The sequence below is a fragment of the Bacillus sp. AR13-1 genome (assembly GCF_008042285.1).
GTDB lineage: Bacteria > Bacillota > Bacilli > Bacillales > Bacillaceae_G > Bacillus_A > Bacillus_A mycoides.
In genome coordinates, this window is record NZ_QNUA01000031.1 from 21,822 (window position 1) to 43,389 (window position 21,568).

The 21,568-nt window shown below is 36.4% G+C and carries 22 protein-coding genes and 1 pseudogene; 3 read left to right on the forward strand and 20 right to left on the reverse strand.

Going from position 1 to position 21,568, the window contains the following annotated elements; translation table 11 throughout:
- The first annotated feature begins 231 nt into the window (after window positions 1-231).
- Window positions 232-342, forward strand: coding sequence for a YjcZ family sporulation protein (locus DN408_RS21215; protein WP_113766092.1), 111 nt, complete (start codon window positions 232-234; stop codon window positions 340-342).
- Between the two features lie 100 nt (window positions 343-442).
- Here the strand turns inward: DN408_RS21215 and DN408_RS21220 are convergent, their stop codons facing one another.
- From DN408_RS21220 to DN408_RS31570, 3 genes are all read right to left on the reverse strand, one after another.
- On the reverse strand, window positions 443-868 hold the full coding sequence (locus DN408_RS21220; protein WP_002017095.1) for a DUF4879 domain-containing protein: 426 nt from the start codon (window positions 866-868) through the stop codon (window positions 443-445).
- A 1,124-nt stretch (window positions 869-1,992) separates the two neighbouring features.
- Window positions 1,993-2,319 carry an ArsR/SmtB family transcription factor gene (locus DN408_RS21225; RefSeq protein ID WP_078178648.1) on the reverse strand — a complete coding sequence of 109 codons (327 nt, stop codon included), beginning with the start codon at window positions 2,317-2,319 and terminating at the stop codon, window positions 1,993-1,995.
- A 410-nt stretch (window positions 2,320-2,729) separates the two neighbouring features.
- A complete protein-coding gene (locus DN408_RS31570) occupies window positions 2,730-2,918 on the reverse strand; it encodes a hypothetical protein (RefSeq protein ID WP_179957912.1) in 189 nt (62 codons plus the stop codon).
- 406 nt (window positions 2,919-3,324) lie between these two features.
- Here DN408_RS31570 and DN408_RS21230 point away from each other — a divergent pair, with 406 nt between their 5' ends.
- Complete coding sequence (locus tag DN408_RS21230; protein ID WP_002017099.1) at window positions 3,325-3,786, forward strand: hypothetical protein; 462 nt, start codon at window positions 3,325-3,327, stop codon at window positions 3,784-3,786.
- 94 nt (window positions 3,787-3,880) lie between these two features.
- Here the strand turns inward: DN408_RS21230 and DN408_RS31575 are convergent, their stop codons facing one another.
- Window positions 3,881-4,042 carry a hypothetical protein gene (locus tag DN408_RS31575; protein ID WP_016093850.1) on the reverse strand — a complete coding sequence of 54 codons (162 nt, stop codon included), beginning with the start codon at window positions 4,040-4,042 and terminating at the stop codon, window positions 3,881-3,883.
- 488 nt (window positions 4,043-4,530) lie between these two features.
- Between DN408_RS31575 and DN408_RS21235 the strand changes: the two genes are divergently transcribed.
- Window positions 4,531-4,944 carry a hypothetical protein gene (locus DN408_RS21235; protein WP_078178647.1) on the forward strand — a complete coding sequence of 138 codons (414 nt, stop codon included), beginning with the start codon at window positions 4,531-4,533 and terminating at the stop codon, window positions 4,942-4,944.
- A 72-nt stretch (window positions 4,945-5,016) separates the two neighbouring features.
- Here the strand turns inward: DN408_RS21235 and DN408_RS21240 are convergent, their stop codons facing one another.
- From DN408_RS21240 to DN408_RS21310, 16 genes and pseudogenes are all read right to left on the reverse strand, one after another.
- Window positions 5,017-5,232, reverse strand: a complete 216-nt coding sequence (locus DN408_RS21240) for an alpha/beta-type small acid-soluble spore protein (RefSeq protein WP_078178646.1) — start codon at window positions 5,230-5,232, stop codon at window positions 5,017-5,019.
- Window positions 5,233-5,469: 237 nt separating this feature from the next.
- Complete coding sequence (hepT, locus tag DN408_RS21245; protein ID WP_078178645.1) at window positions 5,470-5,883, reverse strand: type VII toxin-antitoxin system HepT family RNase toxin; 414 nt, start codon at window positions 5,881-5,883, stop codon at window positions 5,470-5,472.
- Entirely contained in the window at window positions 5,873-6,280 is a 408-nt protein-coding gene (mntA, locus tag DN408_RS21250) for a type VII toxin-antitoxin system MntA family adenylyltransferase antitoxin (protein WP_078178644.1), read from the reverse strand. The genes hepT and mntA overlap by 11 nt, the downstream gene beginning before the upstream one ends.
- Before the next feature lie 555 nt (window positions 6,281-6,835).
- Window positions 6,836-7,102, reverse strand: a pseudogene (locus DN408_RS21255) (phosphocarrier protein HPr).
- A gap of 221 nt (window positions 7,103-7,323) precedes the next feature.
- Window positions 7,324-8,055 carry a GntR family transcriptional regulator gene (locus tag DN408_RS21260; RefSeq protein WP_078178643.1) on the reverse strand — a complete coding sequence of 244 codons (732 nt, stop codon included), beginning with the start codon at window positions 8,053-8,055 and terminating at the stop codon, window positions 7,324-7,326.
- Between the two features lie 289 nt (window positions 8,056-8,344).
- Window positions 8,345-9,334 carry a tagatose-bisphosphate aldolase gene (lacD, locus tag DN408_RS21265; protein ID WP_078178642.1) on the reverse strand — a complete coding sequence of 330 codons (990 nt, stop codon included), beginning with the start codon at window positions 9,332-9,334 and terminating at the stop codon, window positions 8,345-8,347.
- A gap of 15 nt (window positions 9,335-9,349) precedes the next feature.
- Window positions 9,350-10,285 (reverse strand): tagatose-6-phosphate kinase, encoded by a 936-nt coding sequence (gene lacC, locus DN408_RS21270; protein WP_147740387.1) that lies wholly within the window; start codon window positions 10,283-10,285, stop codon window positions 9,350-9,352.
- Window positions 10,251-10,586 carry an amidohydrolase family protein gene (locus DN408_RS21275; RefSeq protein WP_142253414.1) on the reverse strand — a complete coding sequence of 112 codons (336 nt, stop codon included), beginning with the start codon at window positions 10,584-10,586 and terminating at the stop codon, window positions 10,251-10,253. Before DN408_RS21275 ends, lacC begins: the two co-directional genes overlap by 35 nt.
- Before the next feature lie 407 nt (window positions 10,587-10,993).
- A complete protein-coding gene (agaF, locus tag DN408_RS21280; protein ID WP_078178640.1) occupies window positions 10,994-11,416 on the reverse strand; it encodes a PTS galactosamine/N-acetylgalactosamine transporter subunit IIA in 423 nt (140 codons plus the stop codon).
- Window positions 11,417-11,444: 28 nt separating this feature from the next.
- Window positions 11,445-12,311: a PTS system mannose/fructose/sorbose family transporter subunit IID gene (locus DN408_RS21285; protein ID WP_370458397.1), complete on the reverse strand. Its 867-nt coding sequence runs from the start codon at window positions 12,309-12,311 to the stop codon at window positions 11,445-11,447.
- Complete coding sequence (gene agaW, locus DN408_RS21290) at window positions 12,301-13,074, reverse strand: PTS N-acetylgalactosamine transporter subunit IIC (protein WP_078178639.1); 774 nt, start codon at window positions 13,072-13,074, stop codon at window positions 12,301-12,303. The genes DN408_RS21285 and agaW overlap by 11 nt, the downstream gene beginning before the upstream one ends.
- Before the next feature lie 16 nt (window positions 13,075-13,090).
- The gene (agaV, locus tag DN408_RS21295) at window positions 13,091-13,564 is read right to left on the reverse strand and encodes a PTS N-acetylgalactosamine transporter subunit IIB (RefSeq protein WP_078178638.1); all 474 of its coding nucleotides are present in this window, start codon (window positions 13,562-13,564) and stop codon (window positions 13,091-13,093) included.
- 200 nt (window positions 13,565-13,764) lie between these two features.
- Complete coding sequence (gene nagA / locus DN408_RS21300) at window positions 13,765-14,964, reverse strand: N-acetylglucosamine-6-phosphate deacetylase (protein WP_233154287.1); 1,200 nt, start codon at window positions 14,962-14,964, stop codon at window positions 13,765-13,767.
- Entirely contained in the window at window positions 14,954-16,117 is a 1,164-nt protein-coding gene (locus DN408_RS21305; protein ID WP_078178649.1) for an SIS domain-containing protein, read from the reverse strand. Before DN408_RS21305 ends, nagA begins: the two co-directional genes overlap by 11 nt.
- 722 nt (window positions 16,118-16,839) lie before the next feature.
- Window positions 16,840-17,289 (reverse strand): hypothetical protein, encoded by a 450-nt coding sequence (locus DN408_RS32170; RefSeq protein WP_235712313.1) that lies wholly within the window; start codon window positions 17,287-17,289, stop codon window positions 16,840-16,842.
- 9 nt (window positions 17,290-17,298) lie between these two features.
- Window positions 17,299-21,264, reverse strand: a complete 3,966-nt coding sequence (locus DN408_RS21310; protein ID WP_233154285.1) for a TIM-barrel domain-containing protein — start codon at window positions 21,262-21,264, stop codon at window positions 17,299-17,301.
- Window positions 21,265-21,568: the final 304 nt, after the last annotated feature.

A 21,568-nucleotide genomic window follows, 5' to 3' on the forward strand; every position in this document is an offset into this window, starting at 1 on the left:
TAACAATCTGGTAAAAATAAATGATTCTGTTTTATAGGATGTGTTTACTTAATTTCCAATACATATTATTAAAAGTAAAGTGGTTCAAGTCGGAGGAAGGCACCTTAGGGTGTCTTTTTTTATTTTCAAAAGGACCTGCTCAATTAATCCGTAAAAACATAGGGTAAAGTGAACCCGTTAAAATACATGAATGACCTTAATTTTCCCCTCCTACTCAAAGGAGAGATTAAAATGGGATTTGGTGGTAGTTGCGGTAGTTGTGGCGGCTTTGCTGGAGGCTTTGCTTTATTAGTTGTACTATTTATTTTATTAATCATAGTTGGAGCTAGCTGCTTCTGCTAAACAAACTATTGGAAAAGGCACCTACATAAGGGTGCCTTTTCTTTATGAAAATCTCCACACAAGGTGCAGGAATTTTCATGCTACGAATATATAAAACTAATTATTTAATATATAATGAAGTGCGCCACGTATCTCTTGGATAATTTATTGAAGTCTTTTGATATTCAAAAGTCCCTTCTTGATGATTTGATGCGTCCCATTTATATTCCCAACCTACAATAGGATTACCACCAATTATTTGTGAACCAATACTTTTCACATCAAATCCATTCATTTTGGCAAAAGGAAACTGGCCATATCCTATTTCTTTTGTGTAAACATATAAGTAACTTCCCCCATGATCTTTAGTTGTACTAAAACTATTAGGATTAATGTATTCAACTCCACCCAATTGTGATTCTACTTTTACTACACTTAAAGAAGTTAGAGGTGCTGCTGGTCCTGCTGATGCCTCCGATGCCATTCCTAACCCAACTACCGCCGCCACCGCTAATGATGATATCCCTAATGTAACTTTTTTAAACATATAAACATCCCCTTGTTTTATAATAAGTACAAGTTTAATATTAGCAGAAATTTATAAAAATATTCCTTATTTTGAAAACGTTAACAAATTCTACTTTTTTCGATATGCAATTTAGCATATCGATTGACATACAGAATAATCCATCTACTACTTTCGATATAAAAACTATTTTCAAATTTAATACTATTAACTCACTAAATTCTCATAAAAAGACTGGTCGTCTATACAATATTTTGGTAAAATATAGGTATATTTTAAGAGGGAAAAGCTAATATACATCGACTAAATAATGTAAAGAAAATGTTTTATTGCATAAAAAAAAGGCTCCATTGCTGGAGCGCTCAAAAAATAATATAAGTAAATGAATTAAAACAAATAACAGACAATTAAACTATATAGATAAAAAATAAATAAATCTATATATATGCAATGTTACATATTAAAATCCTATTTATTGATGCTATAATAAACTTACTCGATGATTGTTATATTTTTTTATGTTTTTTAAACAATACAATACCTTCTTAACACCAATTGTACAAAGAAAAGAAGACATCTTAATCGATGTCTTCTTTTCTTATATGATAACAACACAATAAAATTAAGATGGTTCAAGTCGGAGAAAGGACACTCAAATGAGTGTCCTTTCTTTAACAATATTCAGGTTCATATAACCCGTATAACTGTCCACCGTTTATAACAGTTCCTTTTAAATAATGCTTTATCCCCCCTTTAATATTTTTTATAACTTGCACCTTAAATGTATCAATTTAATTGTTTTTGTAATTTGAGAACCAACAATCTGTACGGTATGGTCACAGTACCGTAGCCCACGAACCTATATGGTCTGTTGTGGGAGTGGTGATGGCACACCGCAATCTTGCACGTCAGCGATACCAGAAATGGACTTCGCCTTTGGTAGCAAGAATCCCACTGACGTTAGTCAGCTGACCCCTTTAGGGGTGGGAGTGTCAAATGTGTTTCATTTTAAAATGTAATGTAGCCGCTACTTATCACTTCCCCCATTCACCCTATATAAAATATTTTAGATCGGCATCCTTTCTAAATCTCATATTCTTTTATAATGGTACACACTTTGATAAACATGCAAAAAGTTCCCTACTTTATAAAAAGGAACTTTTTTGCTTATTATTTACCCACAAACCTAAAATTCCTACAATCTGACGAGCCTTAGCATTATCTATATAATAATGCATCTCTAACCCTCTTCTTTCTGCACGGAGTACGGTTCTCCTTAATTTTGATAGATGCTGTGAAACAGTAGATTGTGGGAGTCTTAATATTTCCGTTAACTGCGTAACATTACACATTTTATGGTGCATTAATTCATTTACAATTTGTAACCGAACCGGATGTGCCATTACCTTTAAAACATCTACGTCTTCTTCGCGGATTTCAGCTAGATCTCTATCAGATACTACTGTTTTCATTTCGCATTCTCCTTTATTATTAATTTCTACTTTTCTTATTATCCTTATAAATAGTACTTATAGATGTTTACCATTTGTCCTGTTGAGAAAATATATTCTCTTCTTAAAACAAAAAGGACACCTATTCTGAAAACAGTTTTTCACATAACTTTGAACTATGATTAACTCACTTTACTAAGCAAAAGTATTTCTTCTATCCCTTGTTTAAAGCAAATAAAAAATTCTGCTTATGCCTTCCCGTCCTGAAAAATTGATAGGCAGTATTCCCCATCTCACACTCTACAAAATAATCATTTTATTTCTCAATATGAATACCTGGAATTAAAATACCAAAAATGGTAATATGAAGTCACCTTCAGTTGTCAATTGTGTCCCTTTTTGAAAGGCCCTGTCTAAAATGACAAGGCCTTTTAAATTTCCTTAAATATCCTTTCTATTTCGCTTTCTTTTGATTTTAAATGGTTTCTTTTACAAGTTTTAAATAGATTTACTAATAAACCTGGTGTAGACTCTAACTCCTGCTTCTGCTTCATATTCTCTTCTGTTACAGTACTTACAAACTCCCAGAGCACTTGTGCTCTAATTGTTCTGCAAATCATTTCTCACACATTTCAAATGTTTTTATCTTCTTTTTGAACACCGTCCTAATTTAATACTTTTCTTTCCTGTTAATGGCTAAATCAAAATTATTAGCTCTTGTCAGTAGATTCCAATATTATGTATAATAACATTACCTTTTTACCAATAAACGGTAATGAAGAGATGATACAAGTAAATAAACCAAATGTATCATCGATATATTAAAGGATCTATTCAATGTACATTCAGATACATATTTAGGATTTAAAACCATGGAATCTTATGTACAGATTAAATTACTACAAGATGGAAGAATGGTAGCAAATGTACTCAGGGAAAAAGAACATTCAATTTGCTTAATGTCATATAACTACTTGATGTGACAACTATTAAACAAATTGAAAACATACTCAGGGGGGATTTTATATGAAAAAATTTGGTAAAGTATTATTAATGGGAACATTGGCTCTTGGTAGTTTAACAGCAATGAATATAGAAACCCCTAAAGCTCATGCCGATGGAGCGAGCGAATATTGTCGTTACATTTGTGGCCCTAGCGAAACAGTGAACAATTTCACGATTCAATTACACGCTACGGAATACGGATTTGGACAAAATGTCATTGCAAAAGTTACAAATAATAGAGCTGAAAGTGTGAATTACAAAGTTGCTATCGAAAAACAATATGAAACTGGCTGGGGCTATTATGAAACTTGGTTCAATTGGAACTCTATGTTACCAGCTGGTTCAAATGAAGAAATAGTTACTTTCTCAGGCAATGGCGAAGATATTGGGGATGCAGGCACATTCCGTTATAAAGTTGAAATTACGAATGCTAACGGATCTGTTGACACAATTTACACAGCGCCAATGACATTAGTTAATTAAATATTCGCATTGACAAACTAGATTATGAAAGGAAGGATTACACCTTCCTTTTTTTATATTTTAAAATTAAAAACGTATCCCCTCTTACATTTACCTATATAAATCTAAGAAATAAATAATTCAAAAGGAAAAATAAAAATACTACAACAAAGAATTTCCATTTGTTTCTTTTCGTTGGTTTTCTAGCATGTTGTATATAGAAAAACAAGGCAATACCTGCCATAGTAAATAAAAAAATTTGATAATAATCAATCATCTGTAATCCCCCTCCATACCAAAAATAAGAAGCCTCTTTTTGAGAGACTTCTTATTTTTAATACAAACGACATACTTAGGCTAAATATACACAATAAGATTAGGATGCTAAACCTTATTGCAGCTTTATTATAACATATAACCTCTTATTTTGTTTAATAATTCCAAATTATAAAACTTTATAAACAATTGATTGTTTATTTACATACAATGAATGCACAATAAAAAAACAACAAAATATTCACTTATAGAACCAACGTATGTAAAAACCAGCTACCATCACATTCATAGTTTTGAAAAGTTGTTCTCTCCTTCTTTAAGAATACTTTAAACTTCGGATAGATTACCTTATATCGACATCTTATGTATGCAGAATTACATATTAAATCTCATTGAAAATCATTCTCGTTGTAACTATAATGGTTTCAAGAGGTGGTGTTTTCACTTCGTTTTCAAATCTCACAATATATTAAAGGAGGAACTAGCATTATGAAAAAAGTTATTTTAGCAGGGGCATTAGGAATTGCAGTACTATCAGGTATGAACTTACCAGGAGCAGAGGCACCTAAAGCGAGTGCAGCAACTACGAATTTAGAAATTCAAGAAGTTACAAAATATTACTCTATGAGTTCTTATGAAGTGTCCCAAAAGGAAACATTTAATCTCAATAAAGGAGAAGAACTTACAGTCTTTGTACAAAATTCTGGGTTCCCAATTTCTTATACGGTCTTTGATGCAGATAACCAAGTAATTGGCACCTACAATGCGAATTCACCATATGGCCGCGTATTCAAAGTACAAAAAGACGGTAATATTTCTGTACAATTTCAAGCAGGTGCAAATTCTTCGTACATGAAGAAGATGAATTTCACAGCTAAAATTACAGTTTCTAAACTTAACTAACAATCAAAATTTCATTATCCTCTTTCAAAAAATTAAAAAGGTATATCCTTTCAACAGGATATACCTTTAACTTTAGTGAATTTTATATTGACCTGATAATTGTTCTTGCGCCATACGAACTAATCGTTTTGTAATTTCTCCACCTACTGAACCATTCGCTTGTGCTGTTGAATCCGGTCCAAGTGTAACACCAAACTCCTGAGCAATTTCATATTTCATTTGCTCAATAGCACTTGCTGCAGCTGCTATCAAGATTTCGTTTGAATTATTATTTTCGCGAATTTGCATTTCTTACACACCTCCACTGATTTTAGTAATATTATGTTTCGTTTACGGAAAAATATGTAAATAATTTTCAAAACAAAAAAGACACCTTAAGATGCCTTTTTTCAATATGTTCATGTAACGCTTAATTTGTTTTTAATTGTTAAAGCAAGTAAAGGGTCCACAGAAGTACTTTCCTCCTCATGATATACAGTTACTACAGTGTTCTCCACTTTAATCATGGTTCTAAGATTTGTACTTTTATAGGTCTAGAATTCCCATAACTTCTTTCGTAAATAGTTTAAAATCTTTTAGATGTTTTTCAATAATTTGACGAACAATATCTAAGTTTACACTTTGATAATCATGAACAGCAATATTTCGAAACCCAACCATTGCTTTTAACTTACTTGCCAGTTCTGTACTAAGTAGATCTGCATCAACCAACAAATCAAATGCCTCTCTACTAGATTGAGGTAGTCCCAACTTCTTCCCTGCAACAATATGCATTGCTAAATCAATACTTGCTTCGCAAGCTCTTTGTATATTTAATATTATAGAATCTTGCTTTGTATAATCCTCTAAATTATCAGGGGTATTTCCATATACCTCTTGAATTCTTTTTATACAACGCTCTATTGTAGAAATTTTATTCAAAATAACTTCATTCCTCATATATAGAACCTCTTTTCTTTATATCCTCAAACACGATTTTGCGTTCCTCATTCAATTTTGAATACATTTTTAAAGTTTTCATTTCAAAAATTGTTTTTCGCTCTTCATCCGAACAAAATATTGTCTTTCCTGTATGTATAATTTGAGCTTGGAAAACTGTAGAAGCTTCTGATAAATCAACTAAATCAACATCTCTATGAACAATATCCGCTAACTCCTGTGCTAATAAAAAACGTTCATAATTCCCTAATTTTATGTCACTTAAATAAGCTATATCAATGTCACTATCATCTCGTTCTCTGTCCTCTGCTGTGGATCCAAATACAATTATCCAATAGGGATTCACGGTCTCTTGTAATTTTTCTATAATAGCTGTAATCATGCTTTGAAAAATCATTTAATTCATCCCCCCTTATTATACTTGAATTTTATTATATCATAACCATTATATAACCTTTTCAGCTACGCAGTATAATACATTAAGAATATTAAAATGCCCTCCTTCTTAAATCTTCTTAAACGGCTTGTATATTTTGAAACACAAAAGACACCTTAAGGTGTCTTTTTTCAATAAATTCAATTTAATGCTTAATTTGTTTTTATTTGTTAAAGTAATTAAAATATCCCCAGAAGTACCTTCCTCCTCATATAGTTAAAAGTACAACAGATAGGCTCTTATGCTATTACACATAAGGGTTCTGGTGCAAAAACTTCAAAGTCATGCAAAATACTCTAAAACTATGATGTTCTCTGAAAAATGAATATTGTATGAGGTTGCACGAATCAATTTCATTTCGTGCGTAAAACAATATATGTTGTCCAGTACAAGACGCTAAAATATACACTTCATCTGATTAAATGTTAATACTCTCTATTTGACAGAGGAGGGCTAAAAGCCCTCCTCATCGCGATTCCTAAAAAAACTTCAATTCCTGTAACATTCGTGCTGATGTTATTGGCCAATTCCCTCACCTTTTATTAACTCTTCGAGTGCTTCTAATGCTTCTTTTGCATCGTTACCTTCAGCTACGATTGTGACTTCAGCCCCACTCGGAACCCCAAGTGACATGACACCCATAATTGATTTTAAATTTACAGATTTCCCATTGTACTGAAGAGCTATTTCTGCCCCATACTAACCTACTTTATTGACCAGATGTGTTGCTGGCCTTGCATGAATACCGAATTTTTCGATAATTTTGAATGTTTTTTCTACCATTTTATATCTCACTCTTTCTGTACTAAATTTTAATACTCATTCTATGCTCCGAGTAAGTTATGTCCGCAACCATGTCCATTTTCTCGTCCTTTTCCACCGGATTATACTCTGGTACGCCACCTGAAATGTAACCATAGAAAAATTTCGAAAGGAATAATGGGGTATTGTAAAAAAAGATCAATTGAATCACTCATAAACAAATGTTATGAGTGATTCAAAGATTAGGTTAATTCAGTGTAAAAGCGGCAGCGATCACCCCGCACAATAGATATACAAAATTCAACAGGCACACCATTGGTATCGTAGGCAGTTCGTTCAAGCAGAAGTGCAGGTCGACCTTCCTCCGTTTGCAGATATTCACTTTCTTCGGCACGAATGAGAACGGGTTCAAATGCCTCGTTTGCTCTTGTTACCACGGTATTAAAATGTTGTGAAAATAAATCATATAAAGAAATTTCGCCTACCCTTTTTAACTGCTCTATATCTGTAACAACATGTTTCGGAATAAAAGATGATTCCAAAATAAACGGCTCATCTTCAGCACAGCGAAGGCGTTTCATTTCAATGACATTCACATCTTCACTCAGCTGTAGTGCTTCTTTGATTTTGGCGTTCGGTTTGACTTCTTCTATTTTCAGAATGATATCCTTAGGGTTCAAGCCTTTTTCTTTCAATACTTTACTAAAGCTATAAAATCCCATCAATGACTGCTGCAATTTTGGTTTTGCTACAAAGGTACCTTTCCCTTGGATTCGGTATAGAATTCCTTCCTGTACAAGCTCCTCAATCGCTTTTTTTGCCGTGTTGCGACTCACACCAAATTGATCCATTAACTGATTTTCTGATGGGATTTTATCACCAAGTGCCCAATGACCTTTTTCAATTGAATCCTTTAATCTTTTCATTAATTGATGATAAAGCGGGATTAAACTTTCATGTTGCAATGGTTTCATTTTACTAAACCTGCCTCCAAACTATACTAACGTTCTTTTAACAACCTAAATTATACCATCAACACTTGTTGCGTCAACCTAACAACCCGGTTCTATAACGGAATAGTTTCTACCAAACTATAATAATGATGGCTTATCAAAATCGTTATTAATATCTTCTACACTTGCAAAATATTGACAACCTTCTTATTCGGAACGTTTTCCACGTTCCAGTCAAAACGACTTTTAAAAATAAATCAAAAAATACGGAAGCGCGAGAACCTTCCCCACACTTTCTTACCTCGCTTCCTTACCCTGAGATTTTTACAAACCACGGGCATGCTGTCTCTTTCAAGACAATATTTAGTCTTTGGATATTTTTTTTTCCGTTTTCTTGTAACCAAGCACGTCCGGCTTGTTCACCATTTTCGGCAAATTGAGCGACACCATTTTTCCATGTTGCCCGGCCGCAGAGGACACCGTTGAAAGTTGAGCCGGATTTTTTCGCAAACGTCAAGGTTTCTTGAAACAATTCTGCGCTTACACCAGCGCTTAAGAAGATAAACGGCAGATCTGTTGCCTCACTTTGCTCTTTGAAATACGCAGCCGCTTTTTCCTTGCTGTAGGCTGTCTCGCCTTCCGCGTAACCCTCTACAAACTTCATATCTACTGGAACTTCTACCTTTAAAACGTCCACCTTGTATTGCGGTTTAGAGAATTCCCTCATGGCCTCGATAACCTTGTGAGGCTTTACTTTGGCATACTCCATGCTTTTCACATCATCATTTTTGGCATCGTAAGTCACTATTTCAAGGAAGAACGGAATGTCTTCTACCGCACACTCAGATCCAACTCGTTCCATATAAACGTGCTTATAGTCATTAATTTTTTCATCTTCATCTACATCATAGTACAGTAAAAATTTAACTGCATCTGCTCCAGCTTCCTTCAGGCGTCTAACGGACCACTCTGGCAGTAAATCAGGCAATCGGCCCTCGGTTGTTGCATCATAACCTGTTTTTTCATACGCCACCAATAATCCAGCGTCCGAATGACGGACTTTCGCAGCTGGCAGACCATATTCCGGATCCAAGAGAATCGACGTTGCATATGGTGTTAACTCTTCAGAAACCAATTCTTTGAAGCGAATGATGCCCTCATCCCCGACATTATTCTCACTTCCAGCTACAATCATTTTTTTTAATGAACCGCGTTGATCGATTGCCAGAGCCCCGATAATTCCATTTTCATCCGACAAACGCTTGAGAGCTGCTAATTTATTATTCGTTAATTTTAACATCAACAATCACCTCTATTAATCTATTTTAATAACCTCTACCATTTCAAAAAATTGACCGAACTTCTCCGGATTAATATAACCTGTTACCTCTTCCATCGTATTGAGCATGCCCGTCGTCATCGCAGTTTTCAGGATGTCCGAAACGGCTTGCTTTCGTTTCAGGGCAACTGCTAATCCCGCAACAGTCGCATCACCCGAACCAACAGGGTTCATGACCTCGATAGCAGGAATAGTAACCCGGTAATAATCTGCACCATGCTTGAGAAAAGCACCTGCCGCCCCCATCGAAACGACAATCCATTCAATTCCATGAAATAACTTATTGTTTAACAGTTGCTTCAAGCTGCTTGTGCTCTCCTCCACCTCCATGCCAAAAATCTGGAACAGTTCTGAGATATTCGGCTTGATTGCAAAAGGTTTTACATTATGGTTCAAAACCTGTCGGAGCGGCTCTCCTGATGTATCAACAATTACGGGAATTCCCTTCTCCCGACCAATTTCGACCATCTGACGGTAAAATCCAGACTCAAGCCCTTTTGGTAAACTACCCGAAATAGTAACAAGAGAAACTTCAGACAGCAGTTCCCGATATTTTTCTAAAAAGGCAGCTCCTTCTTCCGCGGATAAACTTGGTCCGGATTCGAGGATTTCTGTCTGCTTGCCATCATGGAGGATCGCGATACAGTTTCTTGATTCTTGTTTGATTTTATAAAAATGATTTTTGATATCACTTTTCCTCAATTCTTGAATAATGTAATCGCCAATAGTCCCGCCAATTACACCTGTGGCCAAAACGTCTTCGTCCATCTGCTTGACAACCCTTGCAACATTTAAGCCTTTTCCACCGGCAGTTTTACGAACATGTCCCACACGATTTACATCATCTAGCTTAAAATCTTGAATTGGATAGGAAATATCAACGGATGGATTCATGGTGACAGCTAAAATCATCGTACTCCCTCTTTCCTATCAAGTTTTCAACTTGAAATCTGCAAACCCCATCAAGATACGTGGCAGTTAACTTGGGCTCCGGTATTAAGGCGATAAAATCGGCATCATAACCGTTCGCAATCATACTGTATTCCCCATCGATGCCAATACTTTTCGCGGATGCTGTACTTGCCATATAGAGGGATTCCTCAAGGGTCGCAGTTCTCCAATCATCGGTATTTTGGGCAGCCTCTTTTAATTCCAAAATACTGCCCGCCATAATCTTTGTCCCCCCAATATCAATGCCTATTGCCATTTTCATGTTCCTGCACCTCTATTTATTCTAGTGTACTTGCTCATCTGTTTTTAAAAATTGATGTAAACAGGAAGACAATTGTTTCTTCCAAAAAAACAATTAAAAACATTGGGTTGTTGGTACAAATTAAAACTAAAGAAAAACTCATAGGAAATAGATTATGAGAATAATAGTTAGATTGTTTTAAGCAATTCTATTATGTAGCCATAACTTGTAGGGTTAACCCGTTAGAATTAAAACATTTAATGCAGCCGAATCCATCTGCATTAAATGTTTTAATTTTCAGATAAAAAACACCGAAAACCTAGCACCCTACAATATTCAGTTGTAGTTCCGTTCTATCATATTCCTTATCGGAACGTGGAAGTCACAATTATTAGGCTTATAGATTACCCTACCCTTTATCGCTTTCATTATATACTTGACTCTTTGAATCTTGGACGTTCCGACTTTTGAAAACCTTTAATCGCTTCTTTACCAGTATTAATCGCTAAATCTCTTAATCCATCGATTTGAAGTCCGTCCTTTAGTAAAACAGTTTCGAGGACCATCGCAAGATTTGTTCCGCCAACCACAGCACAACCTTCCTTCCCATTCGTAAGCGAAACGGCCGTTTTAAACGGAGAACCGCCAACTAAATCACATAAGACTAAGATAGATTTACATTCTTGTAATCTTGAAAAAGCCTCAAGCAGCTTTTTCTCAAGAGCGCATGTTGAATCGCATTCAAGAAAATCCACGTATTCCACATTGGGTTGATCTCCGGCGATTAGTTTTACCGAAGATTGAAGTCCCGTTGCAAACGATCCATGACCGCTTATAATCAAACCATTCATATTAAAAATCCTCCTAACACGCTAAATCTTATAAAATGGTTCCAAAAGGAAATGGAATTTTACCAATAATACCGATAATAACGGTAATGATAATTAGCTTAACTGGAGAAAATCCCTTTTTTAATAAATAGTACATTAATAAAGTGTATGCTAAAGGCAATAAGTTTGGTATGAGTTTATCGAGTAAATCCTTTTGCAGAGCGATTTTTGCCTTACCAGCATGAATCACTAAACTTGATTCTAACTTTACGAATGAAGCAATCAATGCGCCAACAACTGTTATCCCGACAATAGATGCTGCATGTGCTACTTTTTTAGTATTTTCCTTTAAAGAACTGATAGCATTTGTTCCGGCACTATAACCGTAATGCATTAATCCAAATCTAAGGGCAAAATGAACTGTGTTAAAGATTAATAGGAAGACCACTGCCCCCATAGGGTTTCCATCTTGCCCAAGTGAAGCACCTATACCAACACAAATGGGAAGCAGGGTCAGCCAGAAAAGGGCATCACCAATTCCCCCAAGCGGTCCCATCATGGCTACCCGAATGGCTCTAATCGTATTTCGATTTTGTTTCTTTTCCTCCATAGCAAGGACAATCCCCATAATAATGTTTACAAGGAATGGATGTGTGTTGAAGAATTCCATATGGCTTTTCATCGATTCACTTAAATCGTGCTTATTTTTGTGAATCTTTTTCAAACCTGGCAAAATTGAATATAACCATCCTGCTGCCTGCATTCTTTCATAGTTAAATGACGCTTGAAGTAAAAGGGATCGCCATACCATCTTGTTTAAATCTTTTTTAGTTAAGACCTGTTCTGTTGCACCGTCTTGATAATATTCCGGACTGCTCGTATGGTTCATTATCGTTTCTACTTGTTTAGATTCCACGTTTTGCACCTCCCCTAACTGATCCATCACCAGAATTTACTTTGAAGTAATCGTATAACGCGATGGCAATCCCAATTAAAGCAACAGCAATGACTGGCATTTTCATATATGTGACTAAAATAAATCCGACGATTAAAAAGGCAACGTATTGTTTTTTCAACATAATTTTTAATAGCATCGCAAAACCAATTGCTGCCATCATTCCCCCAGCAACACCAAGGCCACTAATAAGCCATTTTGGTAAAACCTCTACGACCCCTTTAGCAGCTTCTGCGCCAAAATAAATTGGTAAAAAAGCAATAACAAAATAGAATATAAATAATGTAAGAATCCCCAAATAATTAATCCGTTCAATTCCCTTTGTATTAGCCTCTTGTGCATATTGATCGGCTTTATGCATAACCGGAGAAAAAGCAGTAAACATGAGGGTGATACATGCCTGAACTGCAACCGCAAATGGAACAGCAATACCGATTGCCACTGTTGGCTCTTGTCCTGCCAGAATCGCAAACGACGTTCCGATTATTCCCCCAATAACAACGTTCGGTGGCTGTGCCCCAGCGAGCGGCACCATACCGGCCCACACTAACTCCATGGCAGCACCTGTCATAACCCCTGTTGTTACATCCCCAAAAATCAAACCAATAATGACACCGGTTACAATTGGCCGGTGAATGTGAAACAACCCGTTAAACAGATCTATTCCTGCAATTCCAGCCCATATGGCAACTAATAAGGCTTGAAGCAGCATTTGATTATCCATTCATTCTCACTTCTTTCTATAAGTGTTTATAAATATCATCTGGTCTTTCATCCGGAACACGACGCACCTCAAATTTCACTCCCAAGTCACGCAGCTTCCTTAAGGCTTCTTTATCATCTTCATCAACAGATACGGTGGAGAATAGTTGGGTTTTCCCTTGAGAAAAATGCATATTTCCAATATTTACTTTGTCAATTGGCACACCACCCTCTACAAGTCGCAACACATCTTGTGGTGTTTTTACAACTAAAAAGATATACTGTTCATCTGCTGCATTATGAATCACATCAATAGTTGTCTGGATTGAGAAAAATCGAATTCCGATCGCCCCCGGTACAACCATTTCCATTAAATCCTGTTGCACCTCATCTTCAGACACTTCATCATTTGCGACGACAATTAAATTAGCTCCTAAATGATTAACCCATGTAACTCCTACTTGACCATGAACTAATCGGTTGTCGATTCTTGTTAGCAAAATATTCGGCATGATATTACCCCCTATAAATATGATGGATGAAATAGATATATATTAACTCCTTTAACTACCCGGTTTACCATACCAGATGGTAATAGGTTATCTAGAGCTATTCCCAAATAAATCGAATGGAAGAATGCAAAAGCAGACCATAAAGCAATTAGTTCAAGGAAAGGAAATATCCACAGATGGATTCATCGTGACAGCTAAAATCATCGCACTCCCTCTTTCCGTAAATGGTAACGACAAGCACCATCAAGGTACGTCGCCATTAATTCCAGCTCAGGATTCAACACAATAAAGTCAGCAGCGTAACCCTTAGCAATTTTCCCGCATTCCCCATCCATCCCAATACTTTTAGCAGGTGCGGTACTCGCCATATAGATCGCTTCCTCCGGCGTGGCAATCCCCCAATCAACGACATTCTTGACTGCATCTTTCAGCTGTAAAACACTTCCTGCTAAACTGCCGCCCTCGATACGGGCCACACCAGCTTTCACCTCTACAGCAAATTCTCCGAGCTGATAGGCTCCTTCCGGCATTCCTCCAGCCATCATACAATCAGTGACCAAAACGGTTTGATCTCTGCCGCGTGCATTCATTAAAATATTGGCAGCAGCAGGATGAACATGGTGTCCGTCACAAATGATTTCCGCAAAAACATTTTTTAGATTCATAGCAGCGCCGGCCATCCCTGGCTCACGATGGTGTAGCGGGCTCATTCCATTGAACGTATGAACAAAAATCGAAGCCCCTCTCTCCACTGCTTGCTCTGCTTCTTCATAAGTTGCATCACTGTGAGCTAATGCCACAGCTATCTCTTCATCGACAGCATATTCAATAAATGCTGCTGCACCTTTTCTTTCAGGTGCAATCGCAATTTTTTTAATAGAATCATTGGATAATCTCTGCCAAACTTTCAACTTTTCAACGGATGGGTCACAAAAATATTTCGTATTTTGTGCCCCTTTATGCTTTTCGGTAAAAAACGGCCCTTCTAAAAAAATGCCTTTAATTTTGGCTCCCCTGACTTTCGCATAATTGGCACCAATCATTTCAGTGACGTGATTCAACGCTTCTGTTGAAGAGGTTATGGTTGTCGGTAAAAACGAAGTAACTCCGCAGGAAAGAAGTCCTTCAGATATCTCATTCAATCCTTGAACATCATTGTCCATAATGTCGTGATTTTGAAATCCATGAATGTGTGTATCTACTAAACCAGGAGCAATCCAATACCCCGCGTAATCAATGATTTCTGCCGCTTCATCAGATAGGTTTTCGGAAAAAACACCAAATTCCCCATCTATTATTTCCAAAAATCCAGGCCCTATGACCTTCTCCTCAAGAAAAAACTGATCGGCAAAGATAAACATCGACTTACAGCTCTCTCTACCTGAATTACTAGTATTCATAGATGGTTACGCCTTTAACGACACGGTTCACTGTTCCTGTCGGCGACGGAGTATCTGGTGTATTACCAACCTTTATCGAAGCCAGCAATGAAACCGTCTGGCCAATCATGACAAAAGGTAAGGCCAGATAAGCATCTGGTATAGATTGGGCCTCCCTGCCGAAACTAAATATGTTCCCATCATAATTAGTTTCTCCGTCAACCTCGATGGCACATATATAGCTAGCAATGTTTTCCTGCTGCATTTCTTTTAACATATCTAAATCGTATTGACGTGTATAAGGCTGGTTGGAAACAAACACAAAAACCACGGACCTTTCATTCACAAATGATTTAGGACCATGCCGGAAGCCTAACGGTGAATCAAAGGCAGTGACTATTTTTCCAGCTGTCAGTTCTAGTATTTTTAATTGTGCTTCTCTCGTTAAACCTTCTAAACTGCCAGAGCCTAAATAAATGATGCGGTCAAAATCACGATCGATGATCGCTTGAATGACGTCTTCTCTTTGAATGACACTTTCACCCATTTTCCGTATCATTTTTACAATGGTCGTTTTTTCTTCCAGCGGCTTAGGGTCAAAAACAAGCAAAGTCGATAGTGCCATACACGTATAACTTCCCGTCATCGCAAATCCTTGATCATTTGCTTTTTCAGGCATCAAAAGCAATAAATTATTTTCATCCCCTGCTGCCCGCTTGGCCAATTGACCGTCCTTATTACAAGTAATTGTTAGATGATACAAATCGGTTACAATTTGCTCCGTTAATTGGACGGCTGCAACACTTTCCGGGCTGTTGCCGCTTCTTGCAAAAGAAACGAGTAACGTTGGAAAATCCGCTTTTAGGAATTGATAAGGATTAGATACCAAGGTGGTTGTTGGAATACTCAGCAATTCCCACTGTTTTTCATCCACCTTTTCTTTTAGGTATGGGGTGACGATATCACCGACATAGGCAGATGTTCCGGCACCAGTAAAAATAACACGAACCTGGCCGTGTTTCATTGATATTTTTAGTAAAAACTTTTCAATCTCACTGATTTTATCCGTATACACTGCAAAGACTTCAGACCATAGAGTAGGCTGCTGTTTTATTTCTGCGGTTGTGATTTGTGCACCTAATGGTACTAATTTTTCTTGACTGAATGTAAACATATACGACCACTCCTCTTTAAACTCTTTCGAATACTCACAATCCTGCACCAACAACACCCATATTCTATTCCAGTATATGGGAGGGTGGATTTTCTTCAAAAAATCCATTCCACGCTCCTTATAACATTGGGTTGATGGTATAAGCTAAACAAAAGAAAAACCCGTAGTAATTGGACTGCAAGAATAATCTGAATATTGTAAGTTGTTTTATTATACCATATCATAATGTAGGGTCAACCCAACAAGTTAAATATATTTAATTTTCAGGTAATTTAGATTTACATTCATCTGCACTTTTGCAAGTAAAAACTCATTCCATAATTCAACGGAATTTAAAATCATTATGGAAGAATGTCATCTATAAATACATCTTGAAATGCTGTTTCTTCATTTAGAATATTCATAGAAAGTAAGTCATTTAAAGGTTCTACTAACTTGTTATTAATTATTGCTCCTTCCACCTCTGCTCCTAATTACTCTGTAAGGTCCAGTGCATCTCCATTTAACGCCGCATTTTTACCTTCGACATGACTTTACGGCCCATTCATTGTACATCCACTTTGACATTTGGATTCGCATCCTCAAATTCATCGATAATTTTGGGATGACAGCCTGTTGCTGTTCCCCTTTGTTCCACTCATAATAAAGATTGCCTGTTAGGGTTAACGGGTCAACCCTAACAGCACAAAGATAATAAAAGATGTTTATTTTTATTTCTCTACCTAAGCAGGATTCTTTACAAAAATTTTTACCTCTGCAACAGACAACATAAGTGGCCCACTGTGCGATTCCTCAAAGTTAATCGATAACTTTGTAAATTTAGTTCCAATCGGTATAGCAGCCTCTGCTAAATCGAAAGTTACTGATTTATCGTCAAATTTAACACTTTTTGCACCTAGATTATACTCTTTTCCAGATTCAGTATATACTTTGGCACTTAGTGTTTTAATTTTGCCGTTCGTGTATTGCGGGCGATTATAAACGATAAATTTAGTCAATTCTTGTGGTTTGGTAAAGTTAAAATCAACAGGTAACGGTAATGAAATTCCATTTTCTTCAGTGAGATTCCATTTCAATTCTGCCAATGAACTTTCACTTATCTCACCGTCAATCAGCTTGGCAAAAGCTGCTGCACCACTCTGCATCTTTTCTCCTTCACCAGTAACCGTCATATCTTTATTTCATAATTGTGGTTCCTTAGGCTCTTGTGGCTTTTCCACCTCTCCAGGTTCTTGGCCAGGATTTAAAACCTCTCCTATTTTATCAATAGTATCAAAGGCTGTATTAATCAGTAATGATCTTGTTATCGGCATATCGAAATCAACATCTTTTTTAGCCTTTAACTTAATCGTGGCTAATGTCTTTGTTCCTTCTAATGTATCTTGTGTTCCCTTGTTAGAAAATGCAGCCATAATTCGTTGTTCAGGCTTTCCAATCCCCGCAAGTAAGGAATAATTCAACATATTAGCAGTTTCATTGGAAGCTGAAACAATGTTTTCACCGCAAGTCCCGTCAGGCTTACACTCTTTCACTAATTCATATTTGTTAGGATCTAGCTTTAGTTCTAAGTTGAATGCATTAATATCCTTTAATCCTGCACCTATTATTTCTACTGAAAATTCCTCTCCTGCTTTTAACTCCTTCTTACTAGGTCTAATTTCCAATAATCCGGCAACCGGTTTGCCTGTTGCTTGAAGTGGTTTTTGACCCAATTGTGATGCTACATACATTAAATCGTATGCATCTATTACACCATTGAAATTAATATCCACCTTTGAAACCTGTTCCCAAGCTTCAGTTTGATCGACACCCATATAGCTGGCAAAGAAGAGCAGGTCATCTTCATCAATTTTGCCATTTGGTATATTTTCACCAACAACCATTCCTTCAGTCTTATCCTTTTTGTATGGTCTGAATTCCACTGCACTTCCAAAGCCACCTACAGAGTTTGTAATGGTCAACTTAATATACCTTGCAGTAATATTTTTCTGAAAATCAATGACTTTCGTTTCGTCATTTCTCTCAAATGTTCCATCAGTGATAACATTTTTATAAGTTTTGCCATCTAAACTTACGTCTAAATTATATTTTAATATCGTACCATTCCCTGCACCTGGTCTTGGAATATACTCAAGTTTATCTAATTCATAAGCTAACTTCATATCAATCTCAAAGGTATGTGGCAGTTTATTGCCTGGATCTCCCCATGCAGTATGCCACATTGTTCCAACCTTCCCATCAATAGCTTGAGATGCTTCTTCCCCTGGCTGTTCACTGTTTGCTGTTGCAGTCATATCTTTAGGAACATTTCTGTATCGGTCAAGTTTCGTTTTTATTTTAATCTCATCACTCCAGTCGGATGAGCCTTTTGTATTCGTTGCTCTTATTCGATAAGAATGTTCTGTATCAGATGTTAAACCTGTATGGAGATAAAATGGCGCTTGTTGACTATCACTTGACTTAAACACATTTGTATGAACAAAACCATCAATCATTAAATCATATGTTGTATTCGAACCATCAACTTTATCCCAATTTAATTTAATATCTCGATCTGTAACGTTGGCGTCATCAACATTAAACCCCAATGGAATCGTTGGTACGTCTTCATCTACTACATCCTTCTTTTGAGTATTATCGAAGCCATCTACTGTAAAAGTTATTTTATTTTTCGTGATATCTGTTTTTCCTACTTTAATATAAAGCTTTGGTGATGTAATAATGTCAGTCTGTTCAAATGGTGAGCCTTTTGTAGAATATTTGTTCAGATTTGGGTGTTCATTATAGAAGTACACGTTTTCTGAGTTGTTATATTCCTCTTCATTTGTAACTTTCCTTAATGTAACATCTTTATTTCCAACCTTAACCTTTACATTCTTTGGGTTTACACGCATATTGACAATCGCTTCTGTACCCCTGTTTTTCACCATCCCTTTATAGCCTTTTCCTTTTGCGGTATCAACGGTTATAACAGCTTTTTCCTTATTTACCTTTGAACTGACCTTCGTTGTTGTATTTTTCTTTTCCTTATATTCAACAGTTTTACCATCATCTTCATATAGAGTGAACTCTGATTCTCCCGATGGATAAACATCAAATATTCTATTTTCTGAACCATTTAATTCATTAATAGAATTATTTTCTGGTGCCATTGGAATAATTGCACCAGCCTTAACAAATACAGGAGTCTTCCATAGTGGAGCATTAAAATTATGAAGGACCGAACCTCCCTGATATTGCTCACCTGTAAAATAATCAATCCAAACTTGGTCTTTATCTGGAAGATAAATATCGTTCCTAACTTCAGCATCATTAGAGTTTCCATCATATATTGGCGCCACTAATAGATTTGGCCCCCACATATATTGATACTGTGTTTGTGTCCCGTACGTATATGGATCATTCGGAGATTCTAACATCATCCCTCGAACCATCGGCATGGATTTTGATGTAGATTCCTCAGCAATCGTGTAGATATAAGGCATCATTTGTGACTTTAATTTTAAATACATCCGATTAATCGATGCATAAGGTTCACCATAATTCCATGGATTTTTAGACTTACTGTAATCATTACCTCCTGATGCCCAGCCGTCCATATCGATTTGGATAGGAGTGAATGCTTTCCATTGGAAATCACGTGTCTGTACTTTTGGATCTCCGCCAAATATACCATCCATATCTGAACCAACGTTTGGATTTCCTGATAAGCCCGCGCCAATGTAAGTAGGGATATGCATTCTTATGTACTCCCAATTACCGCCATATTGGTCGCCTGACCATAATGTAGCATAACGTTGAGTACCAGCCCACCCATCTAGCGAAATAACAAATGGACGTGCGCCACCTGAATTCTCTGCTTTTTGAATTCCTTCTGCTGCTTGTCGTGTGGCATTTAAGGCCATGGAATATCCTTCCCAAACCCATGCAACATCCGTTTTGATTGCTCTTATACCTGCTTTTACTTCCCCGTCAAGGTCTCTGCGTAAAGGGCTATCTCCAGGTAAATTAGGGTCTGGATAGAGATTGCTTTGTGTCCATAAACCTACCTCCACTTTTTGGTCATTTGCTTTATCAACAAATTGCTCCAAATTATCCAATCCACCATACCCGCATCCATAACCGTCATTTGGTAATACCCATCCTAAAGGCATATCGTTATTTGCATATTGATTTACTGTATTTAATCCATTAGTTAGGAGTGTTCGTTGGTCCTTATGACCATTATGAGTTCCATTAAAACAATCTGCATGACCTAAATAGAAACCAGATTTTGGCATAAGAGCCGGTTTCCCGGTTAATTCTGTATAGTCGTTAATGATGTTTGGAATGGAGTCATCTACAAAATAATAAGCATCAAACCTGTCTTCATTGTGAGTAAAGGTAGACGTTTTGGTAAAATCATAAACACCCGGCTTAAAAGTATTTCGCATGACTCCGTAGCCCTCAGTGCTTAAATAGAAGGGGACTGGACTTGATGCAGCTCCTGCATCCCAACCTCCCCCGACTGCAATATTTATGGAATTATTCTTATGGGCATAAAACCCATTCTGTTGACCTCCACCATAAAAATATTCACTTTCTTTTGTATCGAGGGTTTGAACAGTACTTCCGCTCGAATGTTTTAGCGGTTCACTTTCACTCCAAAGAGTCTTTGCTCTTTTTTTATCGTATAGGCTCATCTTTGAAGTAGCTTTATTTACCCTTAACTCTAAAGCTTTAGTAGATATTTTATAGACATTGTTATCTCTTTCATCGACCTTAATGTCAATTGCTCCATATTCCTTTTTGTAATCGCTAACATTTTTATCGATAATTTTCGTCTCATGCTCAGGTTTATTTGGAGTTGGATATTCTTCAAAAACACCCTTTGGGTCCAAATGCAATCGAAAAACATTATTTTTTAGAAAGTTAATTTTTATTTTTTCTCCTGTTTCTAAGTTAAAATATACGTTATTTCCTTCTTTCGTAACCTTAGTAATTTTACCTATAGTCTTATAGGTTTGATTGTCAGATACATTATTAATGGAGTACTTCTTTTTATTTGCAGTAGCAGTAGCGGATGCTGTTGGAAGCATAGAAAACAGCATACCCACTGATAATGACAAGGTTACTAGTTTTTTAAACCTAGCTCGACGTCTTAGCATATTCTACCTCCAAATGTAATAATAGTTTACCGAAAATGAATTCCAATAGTCTTTAACTCTTCGTATGGATAATTGACGTATCAATTCCTAGTGGATCCAGTCACATGAGAAGAAAGACAGTCCCCTTAAAAACTTGCAATTTGTCCTGTTCATGGATAACAATCTTTTTTTGACTTGCAAAAAATCATTTCTACCACCACCCTTCTATATTTTATTAACATTATTAAATTCGAATATATAAACACGATTAAGTAAGGCCTTTATAAAGTCTTAGTTTGAGATAATATATGATAAAAAATGGTAT